The organism is Pedobacter aquatilis, from assembly GCF_032678425.1.
In the GTDB taxonomy this organism is placed as follows: domain Bacteria; phylum Bacteroidota; class Bacteroidia; order Sphingobacteriales; family Sphingobacteriaceae; genus Pedobacter; species Pedobacter aquatilis_B.
In genome coordinates this window covers 195,436-217,718 of record NZ_JAVTSG010000006.1, presented here as the reverse complement: position 1 = coordinate 217,718, position 22,283 = coordinate 195,436, and the positions used below count along the sequence as shown (strand labels likewise).

The window sequence follows — 22,283 nt, the reverse complement described above, 5'->3', positions numbered from 1 at the left end:
ACATTCAGATGATGTAAAAGGAGTTAGATTTAACAGGTATTGCTAAAGATTCATTAATCTTTTTTGTAAATCAAGTTTCTGTGGTATTCGGTTATAACAGTCCTGCTTTCCGCTTTATTTCGCTGCGCTCCATGCTCGCTGCAATCAGGTTTATTTCACAAAGATTTGTGGTTCTTGGGAATGGTTTAAACCACCCCTTACCCCTCCTAAATTTAGGAGGGGAGCAGGCAGAAAGTTATTTTTTTTTGCGGATGGGATTTAAGTTTAAAACATTTAACCCAAAATTTAGTAGTGAATTCTTCCAAAGTAATGTCCAACTCCCCTCCTTATTTTCAAGGAGGGGCAAGGGGGTGGTTAATTATTTTCCTAACTTAACGACGGATGATATGCTTAACGAAACAGCCCGCCCTCTGGGCATCCTTCTGGAAATGGTTAAACATAATTGAACAACAGCGAGAAAGTTGTTTGCTCATTAGGTTCTGATACAACTTCAATACTACCGCGGTGCATTTTCATAATGTTGCGACTAATAGTTAAACCAATACCTGAACCATTTTTACGGGTTGTGTAGAAAGGAACGAAAATTTTCTCTAAATCATCCGCTTCAATGCCTTTTCCATTATCGGTAACATCAATGTAGAGTTTGGTATTTTCGAGTCGATAGTTTACTGAAATATGCGGATTCGGATTTTCTTCAACCGAATAAATGCTATTGGTAATGAGGTTAATTAGTACTTGCTCAATTAACTTCAAATCGAGCTGAACGGTAATTTTTGAAGAAGTTTGTTCTACATCCAAAACCACATTTTTAACCTTAGCAAAAGGTTGCATCAACACTTTAATGTGTTTCAGGATTTCGCCAATAGTATGCGATTCAAGATTTGGTGTTGGCAATTCGGCAATTAAACGGTAGTCCTTTACAAAATCTAAAAGTCCGGCAGAGCGGCGTTTAATGGTTTGTAGTGCCGTTTTTAAATCTTCCATCTCATCCATTTCCAGATTTTCTTTATTGGTAACCATGCTATTTATGGTGTCAGACAAAGAACTGATTGGTGTAATGGAATTCAGAATTTCATGCGAAATAACTCCAATTAGTCTATTCCAGGCTTCGGTTTCCTTTTGCTCAATTTCATCTTTTATATTCTGGAAACTGATAATCGTGTAGTTTTTTGCGTAAAGATTAAGCGGAATCACTTCGGTAGAGAGCTGGATTAGTTTATCCTGAATTTTAAGTTCTAGAAATCGTTTTCCACCACCAGCTATTTGTTCAATTTCTTTTGAAAAGGCGGGTAAATGCTGTTTTAAGCGATGCCAGTATTTATAAGCCGGAACACCTAAGAGATTTGATGCAGCCTGATTGAAAAACGCAATTTCCTCGTTTTCACTATCCGTTTCTGTATTGTTAACCACAATTACACCAACTGGTACTTGTTCCAGTATGGTTTTTATCAATTGAAACATGGCTTCTTGTTCCAGGCGAATTTGTTTATGCACCTGAAGGATTTCTCCAAAGGATTCATATAATTCGGGAAAACTTCCTTTTGTAGCCTTATTCTTAAAATTTAGAGTATGGTCGCGGGTTTTAACGGCTAAAATAAATCGCTTAATATCTGAACGAATATCATTTATATAGTAGTAGAGCGAAATAATGGTGCCGAATAAAATTAAGCTAACACCAATAATGGTAAACCAAAGTTGTGTATTTTGGATTAAGTAAAACAGGAGTGCAGCCAGTAAATTTATAACCAGCAATCTGAATATTAAACGAAAGGTAAAGCGTTTGTAAAACATTGTTTTTAGCTAAAAGCTTAAAGCCAAAAGACCAAAGCTTTCTGCTTTAGCCTTTGCGCTTTCTGCTTATATTCCAAATTTCTCAATTCTTCTGTATAAAGCTGCACGGGTTAAACCTAATTCTGCTGCGGCTTTTGAAATATTTCCTTTGTGCTTATCAATGGCTTTTTGCACCATCATTTTTTCCATATCACCAAGTGCCATTTCATCCGGTAGAGCGTTGTTTTGCGCAAAACGCTGCGGACTTAACTGCAAATCCTGCTCCGTAATTTCTTGCCCATCGCTCATAATCACAGCACGTTCTAAAACATGCTGCAACTCCCTAACATTACCCGGCCAGTTGTAATTTAATAAAAGGTCTTCTGCCTTGTTGCCTAAACTTCGGGATTCTTTATGGTATTTTGAGCTAAAAATTTGCATAAAATGATTGGCGAGGAGCAAAATATCCGTTCCGCGTTTGCGTAAAGGAGGCAGGAGCAGCTCAACGGTATTGATCCTAAACAATAAATCCTGGCGAAAGGTATTTTTAGCGACCATTTCGTTTAACGGCATATTTGTAGCCGTAATTAAACGCACATTTACCTTACGCTCCTTGCTTTCGCCCAATCGGGTAACCGTTCTGTTTTGGAGCACGCTTAACAATTTGGCTTGCAAGGGTAAAGTGAGGTTACCAATTTCATCTAGGAATATGGTTCCGCCATCTGCCAGTTCAAATCGCCCGGGCTTATCTTCCTTTGCATCTGTAAAAGCGCCTTTAGCATATCCAAAAAGCTCACTCTCAAATAGGTTTTCGTTTAATGAACCTAAATCTACATGCATAAAAACCTGATTTTTGCGTTGAGAGTTTCCATGAATCTCATAAGCAAAAACCTGTTTACCAGTACCATTTTCGCCTAATATTAAAACGTTGGCATCTGTTGGCGCAACTTTTAATAATGTATTTTGAAGGTCTTTAATTACATCAGCTTCACCAACAATGTGCTCAAAACCGCGAGCCATATCTTTTTGCAAGGAGGTGTGGATTTTCTCCAGCTTCTTCACTTTTCTGTTCGATTCCCGAAGTTTTGAGGCTGCTGATATTGTTGCGAACAATTTCTCATTTTCCCAAGGTTTTAGAATAAAATCAGTTGCACCTTTTTTAATCGCTTTCACTGCTAATTCTACATTTCCAAAGGCAGTCATAAGTATTACAACATAATCTTTATCAATCGATAAAATGTGTTCGAGCCAATATAAACCCTCACGACCATCGCTTGCACCTTTTTGGTAGTTCATATCTAAAAGGATAATATCAACTTCGTTTTTACTCAGCAGTACATTTATCTCCTTTGGCGATTTGCAGGTAATGACTTGTTTAACCTGTTGTTTCAGGAATAAACGGGCACTTAGTAAGATGTCATCATCATCATCAATTATTAAAACTGTGGCGTTTAGCATAGTCTTTATTGTTTATCTTATCCTATGTAAGGGAAGTTGGTGTTGTTATCAATAATTATTTATTCCTCGTCATTGCGAGGTACGAAGCAATCTTTTGGAGAAGAGAGATTGCTTCGTGCCTCGCAATGACGGAGTATTTAATTGATTTCTTCTGAAGGCTAAATTACTCAAACTGTCCGCTCCCGCACATAAACTGTTCGATAATGAACATCATATTTTTATTAAAACTATTAAGTGTTTGATTTTGTGTGTTTTAAAATGGTTTTTGCCTTTTGGCACAAGCTTGGTTATTAAGCAAGCCGAACAGTATTACCGAACAATGGACAAGAAAATAGAGAAGAAAAAGTTTAGCACTAAAACCTTAATCATATTAGGTGGAGTAATTGCATTTGTTGCGGTTGTCATCTACGGTTATACCTTATCGTTAAAAAAAACTTATAGTGCCGATGCTGATAAGTTAACGCTAAGTAAAGTGGAATATGGAGATTTTGAAGATGTCGTTTTACTAAATGCTAGTGTTGTTCCCTTAACTTCGGTAATTGTAAGTTCTTCTGAAGGTGGTACGGTTGCTCAAATTTTTACTGAAAATGGTGCATCTGTTGTAAAAGGTACTCCTTTGTTGAGAATTGAAAATTCAAATGCAATGATGGGATACACTTCGCAACAAACTGCAGCCACTGAGCAGATTAACCAGTTGCGTAAATCGAGGTTAGATTTGGAGCAGAATCAAAGAATTTTAAATCAGGATGTGCTCGATGTGGAAAATAACTTGCGAACGGCAACGAGACAATATAGATTGGATAGTTCCTTGTTCGCAAAAAAGGTAATTACGCTACAAGAATTTAATAAATCCAGTCAGGATTATGAATATTATCAGGGTAAACTAAAGATTGTTCGTCAGGCGATAAAACAAGAAAATCAAAGCCGTAAAATGCAGCTTTCACAAATCGACCAATCCATGGGGCAGATGAACGAGAGTTTGGAAATGATTCGCAAAAACATTGAGAATATGACCATTAAAGCTCCGGTTTCAGGTAAGCTTTCTTCTTATGATCCCGTTATTGGAAAATCTTACAATTCTAATGAGATGATTGGCAAAATCGATGTGATGCAAGGTTATAAATTGCAGGCCGGCGTTGACGAATATTACATCAACAGAGTTAAAGAAGGACAGACTGCAACTTGCGAATTCAATGGTAAAACTTATAATTTAACGGTAAGTAAGGTTATTCCAGAGGTTACAGCTGGTCAGTTTCAAGTTGAAATGGTTTTTAAAAGAAGTGCACCAGATGGTTTACGTAGAGGTTTATCGCTTCAAACTAAATTGACATTATCTGATAACAGTAAATCATTGCTACTTGCACAGGGTCAGTTTTTCCAAAGTACAGGTGGTTCGTGGGTATTTGTGGTAAACAATGGTAAAGCCACCAAGAAAAACGTTAAAATCGGCAGAAAAAATTACTTGTACTATGAAATATTGGAAGGTTTGCAAAAAGGAGATGAGGTGATCACTTCTTCATACGACCAATTTGATAAGTACGACCAGGTGGAGATTAATAGGTAATTAAGGTGAAAGGTGAAAGGTGAAAGGTGAAAGGTGAAAGGTGAAAGGTGAAAGGTGAAAGGTGAAAGGTGAAAGGTGAAAGGTGAAAGGTGAAAGGTTTTTAAAAAAATAGGAATACAAATTAGCAAAAATAAATTCAAGTCTTAATACTAATTACTTGATACTAAATACTAACACTCGATACAAAAAGCTATGATTAAAATAGAAAATCTGGAAAAAGTTTACAAAACTGAAGAGGTAGAAACTACGGCACTTAACGGGATTAATCTTCAAATAAAAGAAGGAGAATTTGTATCTATTATGGGCCCATCGGGTTGTGGAAAATCAACTTTGTTAAATGTAATGGGTTTGTTGGATAAGCCTGAAAGTGGAAGTTACAAGTTTATTGATACAGAGCTTTTAACCTTGAATGATAAGGAGCGTTCCAATTTCCGTAAAAGAAATATGGGCTTCGTTTTCCAAAACTTTAACTTAATTGATGAGTTAACGGTTTTCGAAAACATCGAGTTGCCACTAATTTACAATAAAATTGCAGCTGGTGAGCGTAAAAAATTGGTTAACGAAATTATCGAAAGGATGAATATCGTTAACCGTAGCGGTCACTTTCCACAACAACTTTCTGGTGGACAGCAGCAACGTGTTGCAGTAGCAAGGGCTTTAGTTACCAAGCCAAAATTGGTTTTAGCCGATGAGCCTACGGGTAATCTGGATAGCTCTCATGGTAATGAAGTTATGGAATTGCTTTGCGAGCTTAACGAAACCGGAACTACCATTGTAATGGTAACCCACTCTAGCCATGATGCAAGTTTCTCAAACCGGATTATAAACCTAAAAGATGGTCATGTGATATCTGAAAAGGTAAATAAGAGCAGGAGTGAGGAGTTGATATAGGTAAGTAACCTGAAGTTAGTGATCAGTATTCAGCAGATAGTGGTCAGTTTGACGGGAAATGCTCTTAAAAGAAAAATTAGTTTTAGTAATGATAGGCCGGCCGAAATCTTCCCGGATGGGGAGATTCGGGTAAGGCGTTGGAGAAAAAAGAATAAAGCTGAAAGACCAAAGACTAAAGCGATTTGCCAAGTCTTAATACTTGATACAAAATACTTGATACTAATATGTTCAAAATAAATTTAAAAATCGCATTGCGGAACCTTTGGAAAAATAAAGGGTTTTCTCTGATTAATATTGGCGGATTGGCCATAGGCTTAGCAAGTTGTATGCTTTTGCTATTGTACGTTGCATATGAGTGGAGTTTTGATAAGGGATTTACCAATAGCGATAAAACCTATGTTGTTTACCAAAATTCGCCTGCAAACGGTAAAATTTTTAGCTGGGCGTGGACGCCAAATGCGATGGCAGAAGAGATAGCCGCTAAAATACCAGGCGTTAAATATGCTTCACACAATACCTATTCATCTACAAAATTAGTTTCTGTAGGAGAGAAGCGAATTAATTTAAGGGCAAATTTTGCTGACCAATATTTTCTGAAAATATTCGATTATAAGTTTATTAAAGGTAATCCAGAGCAGGTTTTAAAGAATGTAAACAGTATTGTGCTTACAAAATCTTTGGCCGAAAAATTATTCGGTAATGAAGATCCGATGAATAAAACGGTAAAGCTTGATAATCAGGATGTATTAAAAGTTGAAGCTGTAATTGAAGATGTACCTGCCAACAATACTTTAACCTTCGAATGCCTAATGCCGTGGTCGCTTTTTGAGAAAAAAGAACCTTGGGCCAAGGATAAAAACTGGGGCAACAATATGTGTTTAACTGTGGTGCAGCTTAAAGATAACAGCTATTTTGATAAGGCAAATTCCTTAATGAAAGATATTTACAAGCGAAATCAACAAGGACAAGTTTCAGAAGCTTTATTGCACCCATACACAAAGTGGCATTTATTCGATGACTTTCAAAACGGTAAATCTGTTGGTGGTAAAATCGAGCAATTAAAAATATTTCTACTGCTTGCCTTTTGTATTTTACTTATTGCTTGTGTAAATTTTATGAATTTGTCTACTGCCCGTTCAGAGCGTAGAGCAAAAGAAGTTGGTATTCGCAAAGCGATTGGTTCGACCCGTAAATCGCTTATTGGGCAGTTTCTGTTGGAATCGATTTTTATCACCCTGGTTTCAGGAGTTTTAGCTTTTATTTTGGTTGAAGTTAGCTTGCCATATTTTAATAATCTGTTGGCAATTAAACTGCAAATCGATTATAAAAACATCACATTTTGGTCTACATTTTTAGGTTTAATGGTTTTTACCGGTTTCATCGCCGGAAGTTATCCAGCCCTTTATTTATCTTCATTTGAACCAATAAAAGTTTTAAAAGGCTTAAAAATTAAAACAGATTCTTCAGTTTCTATACGCAAGGTTTTGGTTGTTGTTCAATTCGTTTTTGCAGCCTGCTTAATTGTTTGCACAACCGTAATATATCTTCAGATTAGATATGTTAAAAACAAGCCGATTGGATATGATAAGTCTAATCTCGTTCAAATTGCGATTCAAGGCAGAATGAGCGAAGAAAGTAAAATGGACTTACTGAAGGCTCAGCTTTTAAAATCGGGAGCAGTTACTGCGGTATCCTATTTTAGTAAGGATTTAACCGAAGGTGGCAACAATACCACCAGTGTGCATTGGGCTGGTAAAGATGAAAATGAATCTATTTTGTTTAATCACAGAGGTGTTTCTGATGATTTTATCAAAACCATTGGAACGGAGATGGTTTCTGGGAGGGAGATTTCTACAATTACCAAAAAGGACAGTAATAGTGTAATGCTAAACGAATCGGCTGTTAAGATGATGAAGCTAAAAAATCCGATAGGTGCCAAAATTAAATTTTGGGACGGCGATAAAATAAACGTTGGTGTAGTTAAAGATTTTGTAGTAGAAGATGCTTACCAAAAAGTGGCACCAATGATTTTTATGCCAACTTATTTAAGTGGTGCTCAAGTTGTTATTGTAAGGTTAAATCCTGCACAGAACATCAGTAAGTCTATATCCGAAATTGATGCACTTGTAAAGGGAATTGAGCCTGACTATCCGGTAAACAGAAAATTTGTAGATGAATCTTTTGAGTTAAAATTTGCCAATGAAAAGCTTTTAGGAACACTTTCTAATTGGTTTGGTGGTTTTGCAATCTTTATTTCTTGTTTGGGATTATTGGGCTTAGCCTTATTTATGGCTGAGCAACGTAAAAAGGAAATCAGCATCCGAAAAGTATTAGGTGCAAGTACGGGTAATATTCTAACCTTGTTAAACAAAGATTTTATAAAGCTAGTGGCCATCGCAAATGTTATTGCCTTTCCATTAGCTTACATCATCATTAATAAATGGTTATCGGCTTTCGAATATCGGATATCGATATCAGCGTTACCATTCTTAGTTGCCATTTCTTTATCGGTTTTAATTGCTGTTTTAACGGTAAGTATACAATCGGTAAAAGTGGCGAAAGCAAATCCTGTTGATGCACTTAAGTATGAATGATAATGGTAATAAGTAATACGTTTTAAGTTGTACGTTTTGGTACTTACAACTTAAAACTTACCACGTAAAACTTCAAATATGTTCAAATTAAATTTAAAAATCGCTTTGCGAAACCTTTGGAAAAACAGAGGCATTACAGCAATTAATGTTGGTGGTTTGGCAATTGCTTTAGCTGCTTTTATATTAGTGATGTTGTATTTTACGTATGAAACCAGTTTTGATAAGTCGAACCCTAATTACAAAAACATTTATGTAGTTGGGCGTATTTATCCAGAATTTAAAACAAATTATACTGCACCACCGCTCGTTAAAGCTATTAAACAGAACTTCCCTGAAGTAGAAAATGCAGGAATTACCAAGGGCGGTTTTTTTGAGCTGACTTTGAAGAATGGTAAAAACACGGTATTTGCCAAGAATTTTATACAAGCGGATTATAATGCGGCTAAAATTCTTGATTTAAAGCCAGTTGGTGGCTTGCAAAAACCATCTGGCGAAGCCGAAAGACTTTCTTATTTGAGTGTAGAAAGTATGAAAACCTTGTTTCCGGATAAGAAAGATAATAAACCAGAAATGGTTGGGATGGGCGCAAGTAATTCTGGCATTACAAGCAGATTTGACGGCTCGATTGTAAGCGATCCGCATTCCAACACCACTTTTGATGGCATTTCGATTGGTAACGAAATAGGGCAGGGTGAAGATTATGGAATGAACAATTACAGAACCTACATTCAGGTGAAGCAGGGTACTGATGTTAAAAATCTAGAAGAAAAAATAACCAATTTATATCGGGCTGAATTACTAAAAGGTGAAACCGATTCGAAATCCATTGAAGAAATTAAATCTGTTTACACATTTTTAGATCCATTATCAAATCTACATTTAAAGCCTAAAGCAGGTAATGATGCGCCTTATAAAATATTGGTAGCACTTTCAATTTTAGGGGTTTTGATTTTAGTAATTGCTTGTATCAATTTTACCAACTTAAGCATTGCACAAGCCAGTAAACGGGCAAAAGAAGTTGGGGTTAAAAAAGTTATGGGTGCTTTTCGCGTTCAGCTTATTACACAATTCCTGACCGAAATTTTTATTCAATGCCTTGTAGCAACAGTTTTAGCCTTGGTTTTTGCTGAATTACTATTGCCGGCCTTCAATAATCTTTTTCAAATACCACTATCAATCTGGTACATTGGTAATGATTTATTTTGGCAGCTTCCATTAATCTTGCTTTTGATAACCATAATTGCGGGAATTTATCCTGCGATGGTTCTATCGGGTTTTAAATCGGCTTTGGTACTTAAGGGAAACTTTTCGACGAGCAAACAAAGTTCCTGGTTAAGAAATGGGTTATTAGTTTTTCAATTTAGTATAGCTGTTGTATTTATTATTGGATTATTGATTATCAACTCCCAGTTGAAATACATGCGTACTCAGGATTTGGGCTTTACTGCAAATCAGGTAGTTACCATTAAAAATGCGACATTGTTTAACAACCCTTCAAAATTTGGTTCTTTAAACTTTGAATCACTTAGAGAAAGGATGTTAAAAATTCCTGGAATTAAATCGGCCACTGTAGCAACGAATGTTCCGAATGGCTCTCGAGGTGGCATAAATGGATACGTTGCAAATGGTGTACAGGCCAGTATTGATTTTGTAGATGTCGAATTCGATTATTTCGAAACGCTGAATATTAAATTAAAAGAAGGGCGTTTTTTCTCTAATGTTTTTAAAACCGATACCGCAAATTCGGTGGTTATTAATGAAAGTGCAGTTGCAAAATATGGATTAAAAAATCCGATAGGGCAAACCATCAGAGGTTGTAATATCGATTATAAAATTGTTGGCGTGGCCAAAGATTTTAAAGCTCAGGGTTTCGAAAATGCCGTTCAGCCAACCATATATGCCATTAAAAATCCTTGCGGAAATTACAAAACCGAAATCATGCTCAAGATTGAGGAAAACAAAATGGCTGACGCACTCGCTGCGTTAAAAGCGCAGTGGCCTCAAATTAATCCGAAAGATGGAGAAGATTTCAGATACGATTTTCTGGATGAATTGTATAGTCGCTTATTCAAAAAACAGGAGCAATTGCAATCTGTATTTTTTGCAGCCGCTTTGCTTACCATCTTCATTGCTGTTTTAGGCCTGTTTGCTTTTGCAAAATACATCACCAATGGTAGAATAAAGGAAATTGCCGTTCGTAAAATATTAGGTGCAAGCGATATTCAGATTTTCAAATTGATTAATTCATCGTTTTTTGTAATGGTGCTTATCGCCAATATAATTTCTTGGCCCATAGCCTACATCTTAACTAAAAAATGGCTCGAAACCTTTGCTTACCGAATTGATTTGCCGATGCTTCCGTTTTTATTGAGCGGAATGGCTACCATTTTATTAACGGTAGTTACGGTTAGTTTACAAGCCCGGAAAGCCGTAAAAGCAAATCCGGTTGATGCACTTAAATATGAATAAGGCAGAAAGACTAAAGCAAAAAGCCTAAAGCCATTTGCTATATCTTGATACTTGATAATAAATACCTGATACTACAATGTTCAAATTAAACTTAAAAATCGCTTTGCGAAACCTTTGGAAGAACAAAACTTCTTCTTTTATTAATGTAATCGGTTTAGCAATTGGTCTTGCAGCATGCTTAATGCTGTTGCTCTATGTTTCTTACCAATGGAATTTTGATAAGCAAGCTAAAGACTGGCGCAATGTATATGTTGCCATGACGAACGTACCTGGAGAGGGGAACAAGATTTCTGCGACGTTTAATGGCTCAACAACCGCTTTAGGACCGCTTTTAAAACAGCATTTACCTGAAGCAAAATACGTTGCAAGAATGGATTATGGTAAAAAAAGCCTAATTGCCAATGGAGAAAATAGTTATAAGAAGGACTCCAAATTCGCTGAACCAGATATTCTTAAAATGTACGATTATCAGTTTATTTCTGGCGATGCTAAAACGGCACTTAAAAATCCTCTTTCAGTAATTTTAACGGAAAGTACGGCTAAAACTTTGTTCGGTACAACTGACGTTTTGAATAAGTCTGTCCGTTATCAGGATAAAGAAAATTTAACCATTACTGGTATTATTAGAGATTTACCTGAAAACAGTTCCAATCGTTTCGATTTTTTAATGCCCTGGTCGTTTTATGAAATTGTAGATGGAAGCGCAAAAGATTTAAACTGGACCAACTACAGTTTTGTAACTATGGTTACGCTTAATCCTGATGCAAATATTGATTTGGTTAACCGAAAAGTTGAAGATTTGGTTAAGGCGAATTCACCTCAAGATGCACATTCGCAGCCACATTTTTTATATCAGGCAAGCCAAATGCATTTGTACGACAAGTTTGAAAACGGTAAAAACGTTGGCGGTGATATTGAACAAATTTGGCTATTTACTGGTCTTGCTTTCGGAATTTTGCTAATTGCCTGCATTAATTTTATGAACATGGCTACAGCCAAATCAGAAAAACGTGCAAAGGAAGTGGGCATCAAAAAAACGATTGGTGCGAATCGCAGTTCGTTAATTTTACAGTTTTTAACTGAATCGATGGTATTAACTGTTGTAGCAGTTGTAATTGCTATTGCGCTGTTAGAAATCTGTCTGCCAACTTTTAGCAAACTTTTGGAGATTAATTTGGGTATCTCATATTTTAATGCGGGTAGTTGGATTGGCATTTTAGGAATTGTTATCGCCACAGGATTAATTGCCGGAAGCTATCCTGCATTTTATCTTTCCGCATTTAATCCAATTCAAACGTTAAAAAGAAAAGTTACATCTAAAGGATTTTTTGCGGTTAATTTAAGACAGGTTCTTGTTGTAGGTCAGTTTTGTTTTGCAATAATCCTGATAATTTCCACATTGGTTATCTATCGCCAAATACAATATATCAAAAATAGACCAGTAGGTTTTGATGTAAATGCGTTGGTCGAAATTCCCCAGGATGGGGAACTAAAAACCAAATTTGACTTGTTTAAGGCAGAGATACTAAAATCGGGCGCTGTAACTTCGATGTACCAATCTTCTGTTGGTCTTTCTCACCGTGGGCGCAATTTTATGGATATTAAATGGGAAGGCATGACAAAGCCTGAAAATACTGTTACTTTTAATCAGGTAGCCACCACATATGATTTTATAAAAACCAATGGCATTAAGTTATTGCAAGGAAGAGATTTTTCAAAGCAATTCGCATCTGATACCAGCGCATTAATTGTAAGTGCATCGGCTGTAAAGGTATTTGGTTATAAAAATCCGATTGGTAAAAAAGTAAATCTTTACGGCACGAATGCTTATATAATTGGGGTATTTGATGATTATGTGTGGGATTCGCCTTACAAATCAAATAATCCACAAGTTATTTTTCTAAATCCGGCACAAACGGGCACAATCACCATGCGCCTTAATCGTGCAAATACGCTACAAAGTAATGTAGAAACCATCAGTAGTTTAATTAAAGCAATGAACCCTGCATATCCTGTAGAGGTTAATTTTATAGATGCCATATATCAGGCTAAATATAAATCGGAGAAAACTTTGGGTATTCTTTCTAATCTGTTTGGCGGACTGGCAATTTTTGTTTCGTGCCTCGGTTTGTTTGGTTTGGTAACTTATAGTGCAGAGCAACGTACAAAAGAATTTGGAGTAAGAAAAGTGCTTGGTGCCTCCGTTGCTAATTTAATGCGATTGCTATCTGCGTCATTTATCAAGATGATTATTACGGCAATTGCGATTGCTGCACCGATAAGTTATTTACTTATGGGCAAATGGTTAAGCAAATTTGAATTTCATACCGAAATCAGCTGGTGGATTATTCCAGTTGCTGCTTTAGCTACTTTAACTATTGCACTGTTAACAGTAAGTTTTCAGGCTTACAAAACCGCAAAAGCTAATCCGGTTGATGCGCTTAAATACGAATAAGGCAGAAAAGCTAAAAGACTAAAGCTTAAAGCTCATGTCTTGATACTTGATACTAAATACCTGATACTACAATGTTCAAATTAAACTTAAAAATCGCGTGGCGAAACCTTTGGAAAAACAAGGGCTATACGTTCATCAATGTACTTGGCTTATCAGTTGGTATGGCGAGTTGCATTTTGATATTCATCTTTATCCGTTATCAAATGAGTTTTGATGAGGGCTTTAAAAATGAGGATAAAATCTATCGGGTAGTTTCTACTTTCGATTATGCGGATGGAAATAAATTCTATTCGCAAGGTGTTCCCTTGCCACTTACGCCTGCTATTCGCAACGATTTTTCTCCATATATTGAAAAAGTTGCCGCCATTGAAAACAGTGCCGGGATGATAAAAATTCTGGATGCTGCCGGAAAGGAAAAGTTGAAAACCATTGAAAATGTATTTTACATCGAGCCTGATTTTTTCGAAGTATTTAACTACAACTGGCTATCCGGAAACTATAATTCACTTGCAGACCCAAATCATGTTGTACTTTCAAAGGAAATGGCGAATAAGTTTTTTGGAGATTGGAAGACAGCTTTAGGCAAAAGTTTAAGTTTTGATGATAAGGTTAATTATACCGTTAGCGGTGTAATTGATGATGTTGCCGAAAATAATTCGGTACCATTAAAAATTATGCTTGCTTACAAATCTTTCAAAAACAGGAATCTAACCAACTGGGGTTCGGTAAGTTCAAGTTCTGAAACATATTTTAAGTTAAAGCCGAATGTGGCTATTGAAACCTTGGATGGTCCACTCAAATCGTTTGTGAAAAAGTATTACGTAGAAAATGCGCCGGGTAAAGAAAGCCATCTTTTTCAGTCTTTAGCAGACATTCATTATAATGAAAAATTTGGTAACTTTTCAGGGCGGATTATGCCTAAAAAGCAGCTTTACGGTCTGGTAATTATCGGCTTTTTTCTGATGGTTACTGCATCCATCAACTTTATAAACCTGGCAACAGCTCAGGCGGTAAGCCGCTCGAAAGAGGTTGGCGTTAGAAAAGTTATGGGCAGTCAGCGTGGTCAGTTAGTTGTACAGTTTTTAACAGAAACCTTAACCATTGTATTTATATCGCTGTTAATCGGAAGCGTGTTAACAGAAATTGCTTTGCCGGGTATGCAAAATCTGTTCGATTCAAAAATATCTTTCAGTATTTTTCAGCACCCGATTATTCTATTATTTATGGTCGTGCTGGTGGTTTTTGTAAGCTTGCTTGCAGGTTTTTACCCGTCGATGGTGATGTCTGGTTTTAATCCGGCTTTAGCCATTAAAAATAAGATTTCAGCTAATACGGGCGGATTGGGATTGAGGAAAATCTTGGTTGTAGTGCAGTTCACCTTGACGGTGAGTTTAATTATCGGCACACTGGTCATTTTGCAACAAATGAAATACATCAGGGAGCAACCACTCGGTTTTAATCCAACGGCAGTTGCAATTGTTGATTTGCCAAATGATAGTGCTACGGTATCTCGCTTTGCGACATTTAAAGCTCAATTGCAACAGATTGCGGGTGTTGAAGCGGTTAGTTTTTGCCGTACTGCGCCATCTTCACAAAATAATAATGGTAATACTTTTTCGTACAATGGAAATAAGGATGCCGATTTTCAGGTGAATACCAAAAATGCCGATGAAGATTATCTGAAAACCTTCGATTTAAAGTTGGTTGCGGGAAGGAATCTGGTTAAGTCGGATACCATAAATGAATATCTGGTTAATGAAACCTTGCTCAAGAAACTTAACGTCAGAAATCCGAATGAAGCCATTGGTAAGATGATTTCGATGGGTGGCATGAAAGCGCCAATTGTAGGTGTCATCAAGGATTTTAAAAACAAAAGCTTACACGAAAACATCGACCCGATTTTGGTCGCCTCGCTTCGGGCAAGGCATTATTATGCGGCAATAAAATTAAATGCTCAGCAAATTTTGCCAACTATGAAATCGGTTTCTAAAATCTGGCAGCAAACTTTTCCAGAGTCTGTTTATAACGAGTCGTTTTTAGATGATCAAATCAGGAATTATTATGAGGGGGAGCGTATAATGGGTACATTATTTAAAGTTTTTGCTGGCGTAATTATCTTTATCTCATTTATTGGTTTATTCGGTTTGATATCATTTGTAGCCGCACAAAGAATTAAAGAAGTTGCCATTCGCAAAGTGCTGGGCGCATCCACAATAGAATTGGTTAAAATGTTAAATGGTTCGTTTCTGATTATGGTTTTTATTGCCAATTTAGTTGCCTGGCCGCTTGCTTATCTATTCGTTTCGAAATGGCTTTCGGGTTTTGCCTACCGGATAGACATCAGTTTTTGGCCATTCCTTTTAGCAATGGTTATTTCGATGGCCATCACTTTAATTACGGTTTCCATACGTTCTTATAAAGCCGCGGTTGCGAATACTATTGATGCACTTAAATATGAATAAGGCAGAAAAGCTAAAGGACTAAAGACTAAAGCTCATGTCTTGATACTTGATACTAAATACTTGATACTACCATGTTCAAACTTAACCTAAAAATCGCCTGGCGAAACCTTTGGAAAAATAAGACTTATACGTTAATCAATGTTCTTGGTTTATCAATTGGGATGGCAAGTTGTATCTTGATTTTTATCTTCATTCGTTACCAAATGAGTTTCGATGAGGGTTTTAAAAACCAAGATAGGATTTACAGGGTTGTTACCGATTGGAAATACAACGCTTACGATGATTTTTCGGCTGGCGTTCCAGTTCCTTTCACTGCTGCTGCAAAGAATGAAATAGTAGGTTTTGAAAAAGTAGGCTCGATAATTAAGCGGGGCGCTACTATTAGAATAAATGGAACAGATGGAAGCAATAAATTAAAAAGCCAGGAAGCAGTATATTATGCTCAGTCTGAGTTTTTTGACGTTTTTAGCGATATTGAATGGATTTACAGTGCGCCAGATTTAGCACTTTCAGAACCTAATACAGTCGTATTATCGAAGCAAAAAGCCATTAAGTTTTTTGGGAGTATTAAAAATGCAATCGGAAAAACAATCACCTTAGGAACGAAAACTGATTTAAAGGTTTCGGGCATTATTCAAGATATGCCGCAGAATAGTAGCATCCCTTTGGGTATTGTGATCAGTTATGACACTTATGCAGGCCGATTTAATACCAATTGGGATTCTGTAAATTCAAGTACCTCAAGCTATGTGCTTTTAAAAGAGGGTTTAAAACTTGCAGATTTGGACGGGCAAATGCACAAATTCAACCAAAAATATTATCCTATTGATAAAATTGCGGGCAATCAAACCAATAGACTTCAACCTTTACGCGACATTCATTTTAGTGATAAGTATGATAATTTTGCAAACTCGACCATAAATCGCAGCGAAATTTATGGATTGGCAATTATTGGCTTATTCTTAATGATTACTGCCTGCATCAATTTTATTAATTTGAGTACGGCACAATCTGTAACCCGTTCTAAAGAAATTGGTGTTCGTAAAGTAATGGGTGGAAAACGCAACCAACTTATTGTACAATTTCTTACCGAAACTTTAGTGGTGAGTTTAATTGCACTATTGATTGCCTGTGTAATTGCCGAGCTAGCAATACCATTTATGCAAAATCTATTTAGAGGAGAAATTGAATTTAGCTTATTTAATCACTCCGAGATTTTTGTATTTATACCGTTCCTCGTAATTTTTGTAGCTTTTCTTGCAGGATTTTATCCGGCATTAATTTTATCGGGGTTTAAACCAGCATTAGCGATAAAAAATAAGGTGGCCATTAATTCTAACGGATTGAGTTTTAGAAAAATATTAGTTGTGGTTCAGTTTTCGATAACTGGAATTCTAATCATCGGAACCTTGATAATTATCAGACAAATGCAATATGTTCAGGATAAATCCTTAGGGTTTAACCCAGCCGAAATTGCAATGGTGGGTATTCCTACCGATAGTGTTTCTAAGTCTAAATATGAAGTTTTTAAAACGCAGATATTGCAAATTTCTGGTGTTAAAGACGTGAGTTTCTGTCAGACGGAGCCGTTATCTAGTGATATTAATTCAAGCGATTTTTCTTACAATGGTGTGAAAAATAAAGATTTTGAGTTAAGGAATATGCGGGCTGATGAGCATTATTTCGAGCTTTTTGATTTAAAACTTATCGCCGGAAAAGTTTTTAAGAAAAGTGATACTGCAAATGCTTGCGTAGTAAACGAAACTTTTTTAAAGAAAATTGGTGTTTCAAATCCAGAACAAGCCATTGGTAAGGTCATCGCCGCAAGTGGAAACACAATTCCAATAGCTGGAGTTGTGCAAGATTTTAATGATCTATCGCTTAGAGAAAATATTTCCGGCCTGGCAATCTTCCCTGGAAAGAGTGATTATTGGAGCATGGCCATTAAAATGAATGGCGCTCAGATTTCATCAACCACAAAAGATATCGAGAGGATTTGGAATTCGAGTTTTCCAGCTAGTGTATTTAATATAGAATTTGTTAATGATTCCATTAAAAATCACTACGAAACCGAACGGATTATGGGAACGCTATTTAAAGTCTTCGCAGGTGTAATTATCTTTATTTCATTTATTGGTTTATTCGGTTTGATATCATTTGTCGCTGCACAAAGAACTAAAGAGGTTGCCATTCGCAAAGTGTTGGGCGCATCTACAATAGAATTGGTTAAAATGTTAAATGGCTCGTTCCTGATTATGGTTTTTATTGCCAATTTGGTTGCATGGCCACTTGCTTATCTCTTTGTTTCGAAATGGCTTTCGGGTTTTGCCTACCGGATAGATATTAGCTTTTGGCCGTTTCTTTTGGCAATGCTAATTTCGATGGCTATAACTTTAATAACGGTTTCCATTCGCTCTTACAAAGCTGCAGTTGCGAATACGATTGATGCACTTAAATATGAATAAAGCTGTAAGCTAAAAGACTAAAGCTTAAAGCTAACGTCTTGATACTTGATACTAAATACTTGATACTACAAAAATGATAGAACTAAAAAATATAGAAAAATACTACTCGAGCAAAGGCATTAAGCATTATGTATTGCGCCATGTAACAACAACTATTAAGCAAGGCGAATTTGTTTCGATAATGGGGCCATCCGGTGCTGGTAAATCTACACTTTTAAATATTTTAGGGATGTTAGAAGAGCCCACCTACGGCAGTTACGAGTTTTTGGGAGAAGATGTAACGAGTTTAAGTGAGCGTAAACGCATCGAGTTATATCGCAATCATATTGGTTTTGTTTTTCAGGCTTACCATTTAATTGATGAAATGACGGTTTACGAAAACATTGAAGCGCCTTTGCTTTACAAGAAAATTGGTAGCTCAGAGAGGGCAAGCCGCATAGCCAACTTGCTCGATAAATTTAACATCGTTGCAAAAAAGGATTTGTTTCCAAATCAACTTTCTGGCGGTCAGCAGCAGTTGGTAGGTATTGCAAGAGCTTTAGCTGCCCAACCATCCATTATTCTTGCTGATGAACCGACAGGAAATCTCCAATCTGCACAGGCTGAAGAAATTATGCAGCTTTTTCAAAAGCTAAATAGGGAGGAAGGCATAACGATTATTCAGGTAACACACTCTGAAAAAAATGCTGATTACGGCAGCAGAATCTTACATATTGCCGACGGGGTGATAAAGGAAGATTTGAAGATTTAGTTTTATGGTTGTTTTGATGTTTAGTTTTTTGGAAAAAAATATAACTCTGGCTAAACTATTAATCCGATAGGTTTTCAAATCTAACCAACTAACCAACTATATTTGCTTCATGCAAAAATCTTTTACAGATGGAATGGGGCGGGAGGTCGTTATTAATTTTCCGCCTAAGCGGATTGTTTCTATTGTACCTTCTCAAACCGAGCTTTTATTTGATTTAGGTTTGGATAGTGAGCTTATCGGATTAACGAAATTTTGTATTCATCCGATAGAAAAATTTGCCGAACGGACTAAAGTTGGCGGTACTAAAAAACTAAATATCGACTTAATAAAGGATTTAAAGCCTGATTTAATTATTGGCAATAAAGAAGAGAATACACAAAGCGATATAGAGGAGCTTGAATCGCATTTTCCAGTTTGGATGAGTGATATTTTCACGCTCGATGATGCAGTGAAAACCATCACAGATATTGGAGAATTGGTTGATAGAGCTCCGGAAGCATCCTATCTAAATCATTTAATTGCTGCAGGGTTTAAAGATTTAAAAGCACTTGCACTTCAAAATAATATAGATAAAAAGGTGGCTTATTTAATCTGGCGTAAACCCTTTATGGCCGCAGGCAAAAATACCTTTATTAATGATATACTGATTTCGAATGGAATGGTAAATGTTATCAAGCAGGAGCGTTATCCAGAAATTAAAATTGCTGAATTAGCAAAGCTAGGCCCTGAACTCATACTGCTTTCGTCAGAACCTTATCCATTTGGTGAAAAACATATTGAAGAAATTGAAAAGGAATTGCCTGATGCTAAGATTATCCTTGTTGATGGTGAAATGTTTAGCTGGTATGGAAGTCGTTTAGTAAAAGCGGTACAATACTTTTTTGAATTTCAGAAACAACTTTATTAATCATTTGCTGTTATTTCTCCTAAATTTGTTCATTACGAATTAATCAAACCTATACATTATCATGAAAAAAGTAATATTAATTTTATCGCTGGTTGCAACTGTATTATTCGGTTGTACATCCTTTAAAGATTCAAATACTAAAACGCATGTTACCGCAACCGGAACTATACAGAAATTGGGCATGTCTACCTTTCAGTATGGCACGCATGTATTAAAAACTGCTGATAAAACTTACGCTCTAAAAAGCACATTCAGCTTAGATCCGTATCTTGATAAAACGGTTACGATTAAAGGTAAAAAGGTTAAGGGCTATCCATTAGAAGGCGGACCAGAACTTGTTGATGTAACTTTGGTAAAATTGTAAGAAATTATTCTTGCTTATCCTTAGCTACTTAGCGTTTATCAAAGGAAATAATTAAGAAATTATTTGAATTACTTTTTGAAAATTGATTCTAATTTCTATCTTTGCAGTCCTTAATAAATCCTAACTGCGGAAGTGGCGTAATTGGTAGCCGCACCAGACTTAGGATCTGGCGCTTCACGGCGTGGGGGTTCGAGTCCCTTCTTCCGCACAATAAGATAAAGGCCGTTTCGATTTAAACATCGGAACGGTTTTGTTTTTTAAAACATTGATTAAATAAAAATTGATGTGGCATTAAGGCGCTGAAAAGGTCTTGTATCTCACATCACAATACTCATATCTCACAAAAAATGAATATTACACAGGAAAAAACCGGCAACTTAAATGCTGTTGTAAAAATCAAAATTGCACCTGCAGATTACACCGGTAAAGTAGATAAAGCAATTAAGGAGCAAGCTAAGAAAGCGCAATTACCAGGTTTCCGTAAAGGAATGGTTCCTGCTGCACACATTAAAAGAATGTATGGTAAAAGCATCTTGGTTGAAGAAATTAACAACTTGTTAAACGATACACTTTCAAACTACATTGCTGAGCAAAAGTTAGAAATTTTAGGTCAGCCTTTACCTGCTGTTAATGATGAGAAAGAATTCAAATGGGATAACACGGACGAGTTCGAATTTGATTACGAGTTAGGTTTAGCTCCTGCTTTTGATGTAGCAATTTCATCTAAAGATAAATACACCCTTTATAATGTTAAAGCTGATGATGAAACATTAGAAAGCCGTGTTAAAAACATTCGTCGTAGCTACGGAAAAATGACTAACCCTGAGGTTTCTGAAGAAGGTGATGTTTTATATGCAGAATTAGTACAGTTAGGTGCTGATGGTTCTGTTTTTGAAGGTGGAATTACAAATACTGCCACACTTCGTTTAGATCAAATCAGTGATAAAAAAATCCTTAAATCGTTAGTAGGTTTAAAAAAGGATGATGTTGTAACCATCGATATTCAAAAAGCATTAGGTGATGCTGCTGCGATTGCAAAAGCATTAAATATTTCTGAAGAAGACGCTGCTGAATTAAAATCCAACTTCCAATTAACTGTTAAAAATGTTAACCGTTTAGAAGAATCAGATTTAAACCAGGAGTTTTTTGATAAATTATTTGGTGAAGGTACTGTAACTGACGAAGCTAGTTTCAGAACAAAAATTACTGAAGAAGTAGAAGGCATGTTCAAACAAGATGCTGAACGTCAATTATCAAATGATATTTACGAAGATTTATTAAAGAAACATACTTTAGAATTACCTGATGAATTTTTACGTCGTTGGTTAAAAGCAACAAACGAAAAATTAACTGATGAAGAATTGGCAGAAGGTTATGATGATTTCGCTAAAAACCTTAAATGGACTTTAATCGAAAATAAAATCATTAAAGATAACAGCATTGAGATTAAATATGAAGATGTTGTTGCAGCTGCTAAAGCGAAATTAGATGCTCAATTCAAAATGTATAGTCCTAGTCCGCTTCCAGAAGATCAATTGGCACAATATGCTGTTCAATTTTTACAGGATAAAGAAAATGCTAACCGTACTTTCGAAGAAGTAAAAGCTTTAAAAACATTCGAGCAAATTAAATCGATTGTAACTTTAGAGGAAAAAGACATCGAGTATAACAAGTTCACTGAGCTTAGTAGGTAGTAAGCATGGGGCATGGAGCAGGGTGCTTCCATGTTTAGTGTAGAATCAATTTAAAATCTTATTTTGCTTAATGGCAAAATTTAGATTTCAGGACTTACTAATTTGGCAAAGAGCCATTGTTGTAGGTAATAAATTGATAGATATTTCTGAAAAGTTAGAAGAACTAAAAAAGTTTAGATTTGCAGAGCAGCTTCGAGGAGCTGCTCTTAGCGTATCCAATAATATCGCCGAAGGTTCGGGCTCTAATTCAACTCCTGATTTTCGTCGATTCCTTAATTTTGCGCATCGGTCGATTTTTGAGAATGCAAATATTCTACTGGTATTAAATTTAAGGTCACTGGTATCTGACAAAGATTTGGCAGATTTATTAGAAGATTTGGATATTTTAGCAAGGATGATTTCTAGTTTCTCCAAAAGTTTGAAATAGCTAATGCTAAAT

14 protein-coding genes and 1 tRNA gene are annotated in these 22,283 nt (G+C 36.1%); 13 read left to right on the top strand and 2 right to left on the bottom strand.

Translation table 11 applies throughout. The features are described 5' to 3' along the window. Positions 1-432: 432 nt before the first annotated feature. Both R2Q16_RS17670 and R2Q16_RS17665 read right to left on the bottom strand, forming a co-directional pair. Complete coding sequence (locus R2Q16_RS17670) at positions 433-1,791, bottom strand: sensor histidine kinase (RefSeq protein WP_316738998.1); 1,359 nt, start codon at positions 1,789-1,791, stop codon at positions 433-435. A 66-nt stretch (positions 1,792-1,857) separates the two neighbouring features. Then, positions 1,858-3,228: a sigma-54 dependent transcriptional regulator gene (locus R2Q16_RS17665; protein ID WP_316738997.1), complete on the bottom strand. Its 1,371-nt coding sequence runs from the start codon at positions 3,226-3,228 to the stop codon at positions 1,858-1,860. Positions 3,229-3,547: 319 nt separating this feature from the next. Here R2Q16_RS17665 and R2Q16_RS17660 point away from each other — a divergent pair, with 319 nt between their 5' ends. From R2Q16_RS17660 to R2Q16_RS17600, 13 genes are all read left to right on the top strand, one after another. Then, positions 3,548-4,792, top strand: a complete 1,245-nt coding sequence (locus R2Q16_RS17660) for an efflux RND transporter periplasmic adaptor subunit (RefSeq protein WP_316738996.1) — start codon at positions 3,548-3,550, stop codon at positions 4,790-4,792. A gap of 192 nt (positions 4,793-4,984) precedes the next feature. Further along, entirely contained in the window at positions 4,985-5,683 is a 699-nt protein-coding gene (locus R2Q16_RS17655) for an ABC transporter ATP-binding protein (RefSeq protein ID WP_316738995.1), read from the top strand. Positions 5,684-5,907: 224 nt separating this feature from the next. After that, entirely contained in the window at positions 5,908-8,277 is a 2,370-nt protein-coding gene (locus R2Q16_RS17650; RefSeq protein ID WP_316738994.1) for an ABC transporter permease, read from the top strand. A gap of 78 nt (positions 8,278-8,355) precedes the next feature. Further along, positions 8,356-10,746, top strand: a complete 2,391-nt coding sequence (locus R2Q16_RS17645; RefSeq protein ID WP_316738993.1) for an ABC transporter permease — start codon at positions 8,356-8,358, stop codon at positions 10,744-10,746. A gap of 76 nt (positions 10,747-10,822) precedes the next feature. Then, positions 10,823-13,201, top strand: a complete 2,379-nt coding sequence (locus R2Q16_RS17640; RefSeq protein WP_316738992.1) for an ABC transporter permease — start codon at positions 10,823-10,825, stop codon at positions 13,199-13,201. 71 nt (positions 13,202-13,272) lie between these two features. Further along, positions 13,273-15,663 (top strand): ABC transporter permease, encoded by a 2,391-nt coding sequence (locus R2Q16_RS17635; RefSeq protein ID WP_316738991.1) that lies wholly within the window; start codon positions 13,273-13,275, stop codon positions 15,661-15,663. Positions 15,664-15,734: 71 nt separating this feature from the next. Next, complete coding sequence (locus R2Q16_RS17630; RefSeq protein ID WP_316738990.1) at positions 15,735-18,128, top strand: ABC transporter permease; 2,394 nt, start codon at positions 15,735-15,737, stop codon at positions 18,126-18,128. A gap of 73 nt (positions 18,129-18,201) precedes the next feature. After that, on the top strand, positions 18,202-18,879 hold the full coding sequence (locus R2Q16_RS17625) for an ABC transporter ATP-binding protein (protein WP_316738989.1): 678 nt from the start codon (positions 18,202-18,204) through the stop codon (positions 18,877-18,879). A 109-nt stretch (positions 18,880-18,988) separates the two neighbouring features. Then, the gene (locus tag R2Q16_RS17620) at positions 18,989-19,786 is read left to right on the top strand and encodes a helical backbone metal receptor (RefSeq protein ID WP_316738988.1); all 798 of its coding nucleotides are present in this window, start codon (positions 18,989-18,991) and stop codon (positions 19,784-19,786) included. Between the two features lie 61 nt (positions 19,787-19,847). Continuing rightward, a complete protein-coding gene (locus tag R2Q16_RS17615) occupies positions 19,848-20,150 on the top strand; it encodes a hypothetical protein (RefSeq protein WP_316738987.1) in 303 nt (100 codons plus the stop codon). A 126-nt stretch (positions 20,151-20,276) separates the two neighbouring features. After that, positions 20,277-20,358 (top strand) — tRNA-Leu (locus R2Q16_RS17610). Between the two features lie 139 nt (positions 20,359-20,497). Continuing rightward, a complete protein-coding gene (gene tig / locus R2Q16_RS17605) occupies positions 20,498-21,844 on the top strand; it encodes a trigger factor (protein WP_316738986.1) in 1,347 nt (448 codons plus the stop codon). Between the two features lie 70 nt (positions 21,845-21,914). Beyond that, positions 21,915-22,271, top strand: coding sequence for a four helix bundle protein (locus R2Q16_RS17600; RefSeq protein ID WP_316738985.1), 357 nt, complete (start codon positions 21,915-21,917; stop codon positions 22,269-22,271). The last annotated feature ends 12 nt before the right edge of the window (positions 22,272-22,283 follow it).